This window comes from Paenibacillus mucilaginosus 3016 (genome assembly GCF_000250655.1).
GTDB lineage: Bacteria > Bacillota > Bacilli > Paenibacillales > NBRC-103111 > Paenibacillus_G > Paenibacillus_G mucilaginosus.
In genome coordinates this window covers 1989762-2002710 of sequence record NC_016935.1, presented here as the reverse complement: position 1 = coordinate 2002710, position 12949 = coordinate 1989762, and the positions used below count along the sequence as shown (strand labels likewise).

General features: G+C 59.1%; 9 protein-coding genes and 1 riboswitch. Of the genes, 2 read left to right on the top strand and 7 right to left on the bottom strand.

The window, feature by feature from the left end; all coding sequences use genetic code 11:
* Window positions 1-553: 553 nt before the first annotated feature.
* The 7 genes from PM3016_RS08995 to PM3016_RS08965 all read right to left on the bottom strand — a co-directional run bounded on the left by PM3016_RS08995 (window position 554) and on the right by PM3016_RS08965 (window position 8428).
* Window positions 554-2059 carry a methyl-accepting chemotaxis protein gene (locus PM3016_RS08995; RefSeq protein WP_014369209.1) on the bottom strand — a complete coding sequence of 502 codons (1506 nt, stop codon included), beginning with the start codon at window positions 2057-2059 and terminating at the stop codon, window positions 554-556.
* A 207-nt stretch (window positions 2060-2266) separates the two neighbouring features.
* Entirely contained in the window at window positions 2267-2752 is a 486-nt protein-coding gene (locus tag PM3016_RS08990) for a nucleoside deaminase (RefSeq protein WP_013915183.1), read from the bottom strand.
* Window positions 2753-2819: 67 nt separating this feature from the next.
* Entirely contained in the window at window positions 2820-3746 is a 927-nt protein-coding gene (locus tag PM3016_RS08985) for an ABC transporter permease (protein ID WP_238540471.1), read from the bottom strand.
* Between the two features lie 9 nt (window positions 3747-3755).
* Window positions 3756-4877: an ABC transporter permease gene (locus PM3016_RS08980; RefSeq protein ID WP_014369207.1), complete on the bottom strand. Its 1122-nt coding sequence runs from the start codon at window positions 4875-4877 to the stop codon at window positions 3756-3758.
* Window positions 4874-6421 (bottom strand): ABC transporter ATP-binding protein, encoded by a 1548-nt coding sequence (locus PM3016_RS08975; protein WP_013915180.1) that lies wholly within the window; start codon window positions 6419-6421, stop codon window positions 4874-4876. The genes PM3016_RS08980 and PM3016_RS08975 overlap by 4 nt, the downstream gene beginning before the upstream one ends.
* Before the next feature lie 142 nt (window positions 6422-6563).
* Window positions 6564-7715 carry a BMP family ABC transporter substrate-binding protein gene (locus PM3016_RS08970; protein WP_014369206.1) on the bottom strand — a complete coding sequence of 384 codons (1152 nt, stop codon included), beginning with the start codon at window positions 7713-7715 and terminating at the stop codon, window positions 6564-6566.
* A 554-nt stretch (window positions 7716-8269) separates the two neighbouring features.
* Window positions 8270-8428 (bottom strand): XapX domain-containing protein, encoded by a 159-nt coding sequence (locus PM3016_RS08965; protein ID WP_013915178.1) that lies wholly within the window; start codon window positions 8426-8428, stop codon window positions 8270-8272.
* 251 nt (window positions 8429-8679) lie between these two features.
* Here PM3016_RS08965 and PM3016_RS08960 point away from each other — a divergent pair, with 251 nt between their 5' ends.
* Window positions 8680-10332 carry a family 14 glycosylhydrolase gene (locus PM3016_RS08960; protein WP_014369205.1) on the top strand — a complete coding sequence of 551 codons (1653 nt, stop codon included), beginning with the start codon at window positions 8680-8682 and terminating at the stop codon, window positions 10330-10332.
* A 250-nt stretch (window positions 10333-10582) separates the two neighbouring features.
* A riboswitch (cyclic di-AMP (ydaO/yuaA leader) is annotated at window positions 10583-10747 on the top strand.
* A gap of 154 nt (window positions 10748-10901) precedes the next feature.
* Window positions 10902-12728 (top strand): APC family permease, encoded by a 1827-nt coding sequence (locus PM3016_RS08955; RefSeq protein WP_014369204.1) that lies wholly within the window; start codon window positions 10902-10904, stop codon window positions 12726-12728.
* Window positions 12729-12949: the final 221 nt, after the last annotated feature.

The window sequence follows — 12949 nt, the reverse complement described above, 5'->3', positions numbered from 1 at the left end:
CTAGTTCAGCTTACGAAAGGATACAACTTCCGTTGTGCTTCGCACAAAGGTCGGGCCGAGGCGCATCGTAGCCCTGTTCGGCTGGCTGCATCTGTCCAGCGAATCACCTTCGATAGCCATCCGATCGTTCTGCTGCGCTTGCACAAAGTTCTTTGTGAAAGATATAATTCGCGGATCTTTAAACAATTATTTATATAGTTAAACGTTTACGTAAACGTTTATATGAAGTATAGCTTCTGTCTGGCTGGTCTGTCAACTCTTCTATATAAAGCTTAGCTTGCCAGACTGCAAGGCAGCTGTAGGAAGGCGTCAATGCTTGGGACTGCCCCGGGTAATCCAGTGAGCCCGGCACAAGGAATGGGCTGATTTGTCCTTCTTTTGGGCCATCGGGTTGATCCTGCGGATCCAGGGATTTGGCGGCCTATGGTTCCTGTTTACAAAAAAACAGCCGGAAGAGCAGCAAGCTCTCCCGGCCGGGCATCAAGGAAATGGCGTAAGTTCGGCCGTCCCTAGTGCTTATCTTTTTGGTATATCTACCTAATTCGGACATGGATTACTCCTGCCCGCTCACCATCTTATTCAGGTCGACGATCAGCTCTTCGAGCTGGCGGAAGCTGGCAACCGTGCGTTCCACCATCTGCTTCTGATTCTCGACACTGGCCGAGATCTCCTCGAAGGCGGCGGTGGACTCTTCCGTTACGGCGGCGATCGAGCTCACTTCCTGCACGATATGATCGGAGGATGTCTTGATCTTCAGCGTCTTTTGTTCCACCTCGGAAGCCTGGGCTACGACCTGCTGCGTAAAGTCCGCGATCTGCGAGAAGATCGTCTCGGACTGCTTCGCCGACTCCTTGCTCGTGCCGAGCGCCTGTTTGCCGCGGCCTACCTGTTCGGTCAGGGATATGAACGATCCCTGGATGCTGCCGAGAATGCCGGAGATTTCTTCCGCCGACTTCTGCGAGCTCTCGGCGAGCTTTTTCACTTCGTTGGCAACGACGGCGAAGCCGCGGCCCTGCTCACCCGCCCGTGCCGCTTCGATCGAAGCATTGAGCGACAGCAGGTTCGTCTGGTTGGCAATCTCCGTAATCGAGGAAAGGATCGTCCCGATCGCCGCATTCTGCGCATTGAGCTTCTCCATGGAGTCCACAATCGTGTCCATGATCCGCTCCACTTCCTGGATGCGCACCGCCATATCGTGCACCTGCTCGGTGCCGCCCGCCGTAACGGATGCGGTCTGGCGCGAAATCTCCTTCATCTCGTTCGCGCTGCCGGCCACAGCCGCGATATCCGCATGGGAACCGCCGAGCTGCTCGGAGATATCGGACACGGAGGCCGCTTGTGTCTCCACGCCTTTCATAATTTCGCTGAAGCCGATCGAGACTTCGCGTGTGATTTGTCCGGTAGTCGTGCTGTTCTCCTGGAGCTCCTTGCTGAACTCCCCGAGAATGCCTACCGCCTGCTTTACTTTGTCGAACATGGTGCTCACCTGCAGGCTGGCCTGCTCCGCCTCTTTCATCTGCACGAGCATGCTGCGCAGCAGACGCTGGCTGAGCAGGGCCATAATGACCAGCGGCACCAGCGCAATGACCAGCAGAATGTTATGCAGCACAAGGTTGTCACCGACCGGAAGCTTCCCGGTCACCGCGCTGAGCACGTTCATTTCCACAAGGGCCAGTACCGAGAAAGTAAGAACATAACGGTAGGATGGGAACAAGCACAGAAAAATAGCCAGGATCAACGTGTTGACCGCTGAGAACTCAATGCCCAGCAGAATCAGATGAAGCAGGAGGAAACAGCCTACTACAACGAAAGGCACCTTCGTAAGGCCTGCACGCTTATTAACGGCATAGAACAAGATCCCGCTGGTCGCCCCCAGCAGCAGGGTCAGAGGCAGGAAGCCCCACCCCCGGGTGATCAGAACCGTAACCGCATTCAGTGCAAAAAGACCGGCAAACAGCCAGGCCATGATTTTATTTCTTGTCAGGTACACGCCTTCAATCTCATTCAGAACACGCGGAGCAGCGGTTGGTTCCGGGATCTGTTTGGAAGTAACGCCCATAAGTAATCTCCTCTTTTCCTTTATGTCATCGGTTTCGCTGAATTCAGCCATCACTGAATTTCATCGTCACCCCGGTACACAAAGTTTAGAGGAAAATAAAACGGTGCATGGCGGTGCTTGCACACCTGTCCCCCGGCAGCATGGGTTCGCAGAACTCCGGGCCTTCCGGCTCTCGGATCAGGCCTAACCGCAGGCTGTTCCTGCGGACTACTTCCAATACCCGGCGTGCGCGGCAGCCGTCTCCTCCTCCACCTCGGGGAAGGGGCCGATGACTTCGATGGGCTTGCGCCCCCGGGAGAACACCTCCCTGCACGGCAGGTCGAGCGTCGGGTTCTGCTCATCCTCTCCGGTGAGCTCCGCCAGATGCTTCTCGGAGATGCCGTAGACGACCCGGCCGACGTTGCCCCAATAGATGGAGCCGGCGCACATCGCGCACGGCTCGGCGCTCGTGTACAGCGTGCAGTTCCACAGCTCCTGCCGGCTGAACCGCTTCGATGCGGCCTCCATCAGGGTCCGCTCGGCGTGGCCGGTGCAGTTGCGCCCGGTAATCTCGATATTCCCCTGTTCGAGCAGGATCGTTCCGTCCGGTCCCGCGAGCAGGGCTCCGAACGGCGTGTTGCCGGACTCCCGCGCCAGCAGGGACAGCTCGACGCAGCGGCGCAGGTAAGGGATGTGCTTCTCTCTATCGGTCATAGACTCGTTCTCCTCCTATATGAAGGCCTTGGGTTCATGCCTCCGTTCGCAAGATCAAAGGGGCAGCTTAGAATCGCTGCTCCCGGATATAAGGCAAGCCGAGCGCCTCCGGTGCGCCCGAGGGCTTGCCGCGGCTGCGCCAGCCCAGGAACATCAGGACGGCCACCGTGACGAGATACGGAATCATTTTGAGAAAATAAGACGGAATCTCGATACCCGTCAGCTGGATGCGGAGGCCGAGCGTATCCAGCGCGCCGAAGAAGTAGGCGCACACCAGCGCACGCACGGGGTTCCACCGGGCGAAGATGATGAGAGCTACCGCAATCCAGCCCCGGCCGGCCGTCATCCCCTCGTTCCACGCAGGGGTGTAGACGAGGAGCAGGTCCGCTCCCGCCAGCCCGATCATCATCGTGCCGATGACGATGCAGGCGTAGCGCAGCCCGAGCACCGGAATGCCCATGACATCGGCCGTAGCGGGATTGTCGCCGACGGCGCGCAGACTGAGTCCCCAGGAGGTGCGGTGGATAAAAAGGTGCAGCGCCAGCACCAGCGCAAAGCTGAGATACGTGAACAGGTCCAGGTGCCCAAAAAGCGGACCGATGACCGGAATGCCCTGCAGCGACGGCAGGTCCAGCTTCGGCACGGCTCCCGGCAGGGGCTGCCCGCTCACGGGCTTGCCGAGATAGGCGCTGAGCCCCGTGCCGAACAGCGTCATGGCGAGGCCGCTGACGACCTGATTCGCCCGGAGCGTGACGCACAGCACGCCATGCACCAGGCCGAGCACAGCACTTACGGCGAGCACCGCGAGAAGGGCGAGGGTCAGGCTGCCGGTCTGGATGAACACGATGCAGGAGGTGACCGCCCCCATCAGCATCAAACCTTCTGCGCCGAGCTGGGTGATGCCCGATCGCTCGATCAGGATACCGCCCAGAGCAGCGGTGTGCCCGAGGCCATCGCCGCCGCGATAATTTGTGTCATGAGCTCCAAGGCCCATCACTCCTTTCTAGCGGCTGCGCCGCAGCCGGAACTTGCCGGCCATGGCTCCGGCGATGAAGAAGAACAGGATCGCGCCCTGCAGCATCGACGAGACCGACGACGGCAGGCCGATCGTCTGGACGCTGTACCCGCCGACGATAAGACCGCCGAAGAGCACAGAGGAGATCACCAGTCCGGCGGGATTCAGCTTGGCGAGCCATGCCACGATGACCGCCGTATAGCCGTACCCCGGCGAGATGCCGTACATCAGCCGGTGGGTCACACCAGCCACTTCGCTCATGCCGGCGAGACCTGCGAGGGCACCGCTGACGAGCATGACGGCGAGAATGTGCCTCGAGATCGGGATGCCCGCATTGCGGGCCGCCTCCGCGTTCGCACCGATGAGCCGCAGCTCGTAGCCCCATCGGGTATAGCGGATAACCAGCCAGTAGAGCAGCACGCCGGCCAGTGCGAACACCAGGCCCATATGAAGCCTTGTTGCGCCGAGAACCGGCAGCGACTGCGCCTCCGTGAACATCGGGGTGCCCGGAAAGTTGAACCCCTTGGGGTCCTTCCACGGCCCGAAGACGACATAGTTCAAGGCAAGCAGCGCTACATAGTTCAGCATCAAAGAGGTGATAAGTTCATTGACCCCGAAGTAAGTGCGCGGGATCGCCGTGAGCAGTCCCCAGAGGCCTCCGGCCGCCAGGCTGGCCAGCAGCATGAAGGGAATCGACAGCACCATCGGCAGCTCCGGGTAGTAGACCGTCACCGCGGTTGCCGCCATGGCCCCGGCGATGAATTGTCCTTCGGCCCCGATGTTCCACACGGATATCCGGTAGGCGATCGATACGCCGAGACCGCAGAGCATCAGGGGGATCGCTTTGACCAGCGTCTCGGTGAACCCGAAGGAGGTGCCGAAGGCGCCCTTGACCATTTTGGCATATACCGTGAGCGGGTTCATGCCGTTCCAGGCGATGAAGATGCCGCACACCGCCAGCGCCAGCACGATCGAGACCACCGGGACCCACCATGGGCCCTGGCCTCCGGCCGGGTCGATCTCGATGCGGTAAGGCCGCCGGAACCGGCTGCGGCGTGCCCCCCGTCCCTGCTCCAGCTGCAGGGACGGGGCTGTGTGCCTCTCGTTCATCCCGCTTCCCCCTCTCTCTCCGTCAGCCCCGCCATCAGCCGGCCGATCCGCTCCCGGTCCGCTTCGGCCCGGTCCACCGTGCCTACGTTCCGGCCGCCGTACAGCACAAGCACCCGGTCGGACAGCTGCAGCACCTCGTCGAGATCCTCCGAGATGAGGAGCACGCCTCTCCCCCGGCTCCGGAGCTCGCCGAGCAGCCGGTGTACACCCTGGGAGGCGCCGACATCAAGCCCCTGTGTCGGATGGACGGCCACCATCAGCTTCGGATCCTGCTCGATCTCCCTGGCGAACAGCAGCTTCTGCTGGTTGCCGCCGGACATCATCTGTACGGGGGCGTCGATTCCCGGCGTCTTCACGTCGTAGCGCTCGACAAGCTCGGCCGCCCAGCTCCGGTTCGACCCGCTGCGGAGGATACCTAAGCGTGACCGCTTCGGGGAACGGTACGTTTTGAAAAGCAGATTGTCGACGGAGCCGAGACTGCCGGCCAGCCCGCTCTTCATCCGGTTCTCGGGCACATGCGCAATCCCCGACTCGATGGCGGCGCGGACCGAACCGTTCTTGAGCGGACGTCCGGCGAACTCCACCGAGCCGCCTTTCCACATCCGCAGGCCGGTCAGCACCTCGGCAAGCTCCTTCTGGCCGTTGCCCGAGACGCCGGCCACGCCGACGATCTCCCCCTCCCGGACCTCAAAGCCGAGTCCGCCCAGCGCCTTGCGGCCGTGGTCGCCGTAGACGTCCAGGCCCCTCACTACAAGCAGCGGCCCTCCCGCCTTCGGGCTGCCTTGCAGTTTCGCTGCAGGCTGGGGGGCGGTACGGCTGCCGACCATAAGCTGGGCGAGCTCGCCTTCACTCGTCTCCCGCTTTTCCATCTCGGCGATCATCCGCCCCTTGCGCATGACGGAGATCCGGTCGGAGGCGAACATGACCTCCTTGAGCTTATGCGTCGTCATGATGACGGTTTTGCCTTCGCTTTTCATCCGGGCCAGCGTCTCGAATAACTGGTCCACCTCGCCCGGCGTGAGTACGGAGGTCGGCTCGTCGAGAATGATGAGGTCCGCCCCGCGGTACAGCGTCTTCACGATCTCGACCCGCTGCTGCTCCCCGACCGACAGCTGCCACACCGGGCGGTCCGCCGGGAACGGCAGCCCGAAGCGCTCCGAGATCGCCTCAATCTCTTCCTGCTTGCGGCGGATCCAGCCCGGCCCCCGCCAGAACCCTGAGCGCTCGCCGAGCACGATATTCTCCGCTGCCGTGAGCGTCTGAACCAGACGGAAGTTCTGGAACACCATCCCGACGCCCAGCCTCATGGCATCCTTGGGCGAACGGATTCCCGCCGCTTTGCCGCGGATGTAGATTTCGCCGCTTGTCGGGCGGTAGACCCCCGAGAGCATGCACATCATCGTGCTCTTGCCCGCCCCGTTCTCGCCGAGCAGGGCGTGGATCTCGCCGGGCTTCGCCCGGAAATCCACATGATCGTTGGCCGTGACGGAACCGAACTGCTTGACGATGCCTTTCATCTCGACCGAAAACACGCTGCTCCCCATACCTCATTCCCCTTTCTTCTTGCCACCCACGCCCTGAACAGAGGACAGCACCCCCTAACCTGCCAGGGAGTGCTGCCATGCCGCCTTGCGAGTCTTGCCGGCAGACAGACGCGGTGACCTTCTTGCCGTGCCGGCAGCGCCGTTATTTCGGAATCGTGCCCTCCACTCCCTGCACGAACCAGTTCATCTGAAGAATATCGGAGAGCGGCAGCTCTTTACCGGCCTCCACTTTTACCGTGCCGCCCGCATCCTTGATCGGACCTTGGTAGACCTTCAGCTCACCCGAGAGAATCTTCGCCTTGGCATCCTCGACCAGCTTCTTGACATCGTCAGGAACGCTCTCGCCAAGCGGCGCCAGACCGACCATGCCGTCCGCCATCGAGCCCATGTACTGCTGGCTCTTCCAGGTGCCGTCCATGACGGACTTCACGGTCTTCGTATAGTACGGGCCCCAGTTCCAGATCGGATTGGTCAGGTAAGCCTTCGGTGCAAAACGGGACATATCCGAGTCATTGCCGCCCGCCATGGCACCGCGCTCCGCAGCCGCCTGCAGCGTGGCCGGGGAATCCTGGTACGCGAGCAGCACGTCAGCCCCCTTGTCAAGCAGGGACACCGCGGCCTGCCGCTCCGTCGTCGGGTCATACCAGGTGTTCGTCCAGACCACCTGCACCTTGGCGTCCGGGTTCACACTCTGGATGCCCAGCGTGAAGGCGTTGATATTATAGATGACTTCCGGAATAGGGAATGCGCCGACATAGCCGATCAGGTTCTTTTTCGTCATCTTGCCTGCCGCGATGCCGCTCAGGTAGCTGGCTTCGAAATTTTTGCCGAAGTAGGTGCTCATGTTCGCATGGGTCTTGTAGCCGGCCGTATGCTCGAACTTCACGTTCGGGAACTTCTTCGCCACATTAAGCGTGTAGTCCATATAGCCGAAGCTGGTCGTGAACACAATGTCATGATTCTGCGCCAGCTCAGTGATGACCCGCTCCGCGTCCGCGCTCTCCGGCACATTCTCGACGGTATCCGCCTTGATGCCGAGCTCCTTCTCCATCTGCTTGCGGCCCTCATCGTGCTGGAACGTCCAGCCGCCGTCGCCCGGAGGCCCGATGTAGACGAAGGCGACCCGCGGCGTCTTGCTGCCTGTATCCGTTGTCGGCGCGGGCTCCGTACTCTTCGGATCCGCCGTGCCGCCTGCTCCCGTGGAGGCACCTCCGCCGGAACATCCGGCCAGCGCCCATGCCATCACCATCGTCAAAACCAACCCGATTACCCCTGATCTCCGACGCCTGTTCATACGCTTCCTCCCCGGATCTGCTTTATCGTTTCTAGATCTAAACTATAGTTCCAGGCCATATTACGTCAATTAACATGACACAAAATTAGCATAATCTCTAAATTGGACGGGTAAAATTGTGCACTATGCCTTTTATTAATGGATGTTCATGTTATATAAATTAACATATTAGTGAGGATGTCCCGGAGGCTTGGGCTTTATCCATCCAATTCACAGGGCGCTATAAAGGGATGGAGATAAGGTTCCAGCCGCTGTTAAAGTCATGTGTATTGAATGATTTCTTAGCGGGAATCCCATGCCTTAAAAGGCGGACGCTCCTATCTTCCACCCCATACCCATCTCCTTTGGAGACCCTCCGTGCACCGAGCTTCTTCCTCCTGGCAGGACACAGGGTGTGTCTTCACCAAATCTCTGTAACACAAAGAGACCAGGCTTTCCGAACTTGCCGGAATCCTGGTCTTGCTCATTTTTCTCTTACCCAGCGACGTATATCGTTTTTGAAAGCGACCTTTATGCGAAGCATAACGGAGCGCAAAAACGATATTACGAGCTCTCTACGAGCGAATAAACAAAGAGACAAGCTTGCCTCCCAGATAAACACCGGCCACGCCCAGCACACCGGCAATCGTCACCGGTGCGGGCAGCGGCAGACGGATGAACGTGAACAGCACGCCCACAACCATCCCTGCCAGCAGGGACAACACCGCTTCCATCAAGCTCCATCCACCCTCTCTCGCCAGGCGCTCGAGTCTGCGCCCGGAATCGGTATGAGATCTACGGGATATTCTGCCGCAACGGGCAGCCGATTATGAGAGAAGGGCCATGCCGGTCAATATATTCCACCTTTTCACTCCGATTTTTCCACTCTCAATGGGAAGCCCTTTCAATTATAATAAAGTTATGCAAGCGCTACCAAAATAGCGAATAGCGCAGCATAAACCCAAGCTGTCAGGAGGAATATCATTTGGCAATTACCACCGTTTCTACATCCGTACTGCTCCGCAAAAGCTCCGCCGCCCTGCTGTCCCTTGTCGTAGGGGCCGGACTGCTCGCTCCGATTCCTTCCGCCGAAGCATCCAGTATCTCCAGCGATTATAAGGCCTATGTCATGGCGCCGCTCACCAAGATTACGGACTGGAATGCGTTCCGCAACCAGCTCATCACCCTGAAGAACAATAATGTATACGCTGTCACGACCGACGTATGGTGGGGTGATGTGGAAGGTGCCGGGGATAACGTGTTCGACTGGTCCTACTACAAAACTTACGCCGATACGGTCCGCGCGGCCGGGCTCAAATGGGTGCCGATCCTCTCCACACACCAATGCGGCGGCAACGTAGGCGACGACTGCGATATCAAGCTCCCGAACTGGCTGTGGAGCAAAGGAGCGCAGGATCAGCTGACTATCCGCAGCGAAACCGGTTTCTACAACAAGGAAACGCTCTCTCCATGGTGGAGCGGCACGGCCGCCCAGTATGACGAGCTCTATGCTTCCTTCGCTTCCAACTTCAGCGGCTACAAGGACATCATCGCCAAAATCTATCTGTCCGGCGGACCGGCAGGCGAGCTCCGCTTCCCGTCCTACAATACGGCGGACGGCTGGTCCTACCCGAGCCGCGGCAAGCTGCAGGCTTACACGGACTCCGCCAAGGCCGACTTCCGTACCGCCATGCAGACCAAGTACGGCACAGTAGGCGCCCTGAATACGGCGTGGGGAACCTCCCTCGCTTCGTTCTCCGACGTGAGCCCGCCGAGCGACGGCGACAATTTCTTCACGAATGGCTATAAGTCCAACTACGGCAAGGATTTCCTCACCTGGTACCAGGGTGTCCTGGAGAAGCATGTGAAGGCGATCGGCGCCAAGGCGCACAGCCGCTTCGACTCCGTGTTTGGCGTGCCGGTCGGCGCGAAAATCTCGGGCGTGCACTGGCAGATGAACAACCCGACCATGCCGCATTCCGCCGAATACGGCGCAGGCTATTACAATTACAGCACGCTGCTGGACGCATTCAAGAGCGCCAATCTCGACCTGACGTTCACGTGCCTGGAGATGACCGACGCCCAGGCGAATACGGCGCCTTATTACTCCGCACCGAAGTCTCTCGTGATCCAGGTGTCGAACCTCGCCAACCAGAAGGGCATCCGCCTCAACGGCGAGAACGCGCTGGCCATCGGTGACGCCGGCCAGTACCAGAACGTGGCCGAGATGCTCTTCAACTACAACTTCTCCGGCTTCACGCTGCTTCGGATGTCGAGCCTCGTGAATGCGAGCGGAACGGCTACCTCCTTGATGAGCTCCTTCCGCGATGCCCTGGCGATGACTCCGACTGCCGTTACCTTCGTCGTGAAGGGGGCTCCCACAGCTTCCGGTGACACCGTCTACGTAACCGGCTCCCGCTGGGAGATGGGCAACTGGACAACCGGCGTTTACCCGCTGAAGCTTACTTACAACAGCACCACAGCGGACTGGAGAGGCACAGCCTATATCGGGTCCGGACGGAACTATGAGTTCAAAGCGATCGTCAAGAATTCCGCAGGCGCCGTTACCTGGGAGCCGGGCTCGAACAACACGCTGACCGTTCCATCGGCCGCAAGCACGTACACGATCACTTGGTAATACCGAAGGGCAGAGCTAGGCCGGGACTCCCCTGTGCCTTGAACCTGCCCCACAGGCTGCCCCGAATCAGGAAGCGGCAGAGCCCAAACCGGCTCTGCCGCTTTTCATTTGGACGCAAAACCGAACAGGACTAAGCTTCATCGCTATGATCGCGGTAACATAAAGGAAAAAGTCCTAATCCGGGGATATTAAGGTGGATCTGACGTTTTACAAAGTACGGCTGCAGGATTATGATCGTTCCAGTAATGAAATTCATATTTCGCTGAATTTCCGTTCAAGGAAAACGGGGGAACCATTGGGACGAAGCCGCTTCGTCATGGGGTGAATCAGCACAGCCTGCAACAGGCGCCGCTGTAGGGCGACTCTAACGCCCGAATCCGTCAGCTAACCTCGTAAGCGTATTTAGAGAAGGTGAGACTGCGCGCTCGGATCACAGCTGCAGGGGGACCCTGCGGCTTTTTTCGTGCATCAAAAAAGGAATCAGGGAACAAAGAGCGGACAAACGTCATTAGCACATCGGTTGGGTAATATACAACTAAACTATTTTATCTATGGCGGGTGAGTGTCGGATGTTTGCATCCATCAAGCGATTCCTTATAGGACGGCCGTTAAAGTCCAACGAACTCGGGGAACAAAAACTGAACAAACTGAAGGCCTTGGCCATTCTTTCCTCAGACGCCCTCTCGTCCGTCGCTTACGGGCCCGAACAAATCCTGCTCGTCCTGATGACCGTGGGTGCCGTGGCCTTCTGGTATTCCATTCCCATTGCCGTGGGCGTGCTGATCCTCCTGACCGCGCTGATTCTCTCCTACAGGCAGATTATCTTCGCTTATCCGCACGGCGGAGGGGCCTATGTCGTGTCAAAGCAAAATCTCGGTATCTATCCCGGATTGATCGCCGGAGGCTCCCTTCTGGTCGACTATATCCTGACGGTGGCGGTCAGCGTCTCCGCCGGCACGGATGCGATAACGTCCGCCTTCCCGGCGCTGCATGACCACACCGTTCTGATTGCCGTGGCGTTCGTCATTTTCATCACGCTCCTGAACCTCAGAGGGGTGACGGAGTCCGCGTCGGTCCTGGCCTATCCGGTGTACCTGTTCGTGCTCGCCTTATTCATCCTGATTGGCGCGGGGCTGTATAACATCATCTCCGGCAGCGGTCCGTCCGGAGTGCATGCGCCGCTGGGTACCCCGGTGGCCGGCGTCGGGCTGTTCCTCCTCCTTCGGGCCTTCGCCTCAGGCAGCTCCGCCCTGACCGGGGTGGAAGCCATCTCGAATGCGATCCCGAATTTCGAGGATCCGGCCCCGAAGAATGCGGCCAAAACCTTGACCGCCATGGGCCTCCTGCTGGGGCTGCTGTTCTCGGGCATCGTCTTCCTGGCTTACTACTATGGGATTACCCCCCGTCCGGAAGTGACCGTGGTGTCGGAGATCGCAGAGGCGACCTTCGGAAGGAATTTCATGTATTACTTTATCCAGGGAACGACCGCCCTGATTCTCATCCTGGCTGCGAATACCGGCTACTCCGCCTTTCCGCTGCTGGCCGTCAATCTGGCCCAGGATAAGTTCATCCCCCGGATGTTCACCGTGCGGGGAGACCGGCTCGGCTATTCCAACGGCATCATCATCCTTGGCGTGCTGTCCATTCTTCTCATTATTGTGTTCAAGGGACAGACCGAGCACCTGATCCCGCTCTACGCTGTCGGTGTTTTCATTCCATTCACCCTGTCGCAGACGGGCATGATGATGAAGTGGAAGCGGGAGAAGCCGGAAGGCTGGGCTCTCAAACTGACGATCAATTCAGCCGGAGCCCTGATCAGTCTGCTCGTCACGATCATGTTCTTTTTGACGAAATTCACACAGGTGTGGACGGTTCTCGTGTTCCTCCCCCTGATCATCCTCCTGTTCCACCGCATCCGGAAGCATTACGAAGCGGTGGGAGACCAGCTCCGGCTGACCACCTGTGAGCCTGCGCTGACCATTGAGGGGAATGTCATGATTCTTCCGGTGGCGGGCATCACCCATGTGGTGGAGAATTCGTTGAACTATGTCAAATCGCTGGCTCCCCACCAGATCATTGCAGTGCACATCCCTTTCGACAGGGAGAATGAAGCGGAGTTTCAGGAAAAATGGAAGGCATGGCAGCCTGATGTCCGGCTGGTCACTCTGCACTCCCCTTACCGAAGCATTATTCAACCGCTGACCAAATTCATCGATACCGTGCAGCGCAAGGCCGGGGAATCGAACTATCAAGTGACGGTAGTGATCCCCCAGTTCATTCCGAAGAAGGGCTGGCATAACATCCTGCACAACCAGTCCAGCCTTCTGATCCGCGCCCACCTGCTGTACCGCCGCAATGTCATTGTCACCACAGTTCCGTATCATCTCAAAAAATGACGGTGTTCAAGCCGAGATTCCTCCATCCTGGCTTGCTTGCTGTCTGAAGGCTGGCGGGCATGGCAGGCTGGTTAGCTGCCGGCGAGAAGCTTTCAAGCCAATGCGGCCGCTGGCGGGTAACTCATCCCCCCCCCCCGCGAACCACTGGCTCCTGCGCCGCGGCCTTTCTATCCAAAATTTGAGAATTTCTGCGGAATCCTGTACGCTAGTGGAAAGTAAGG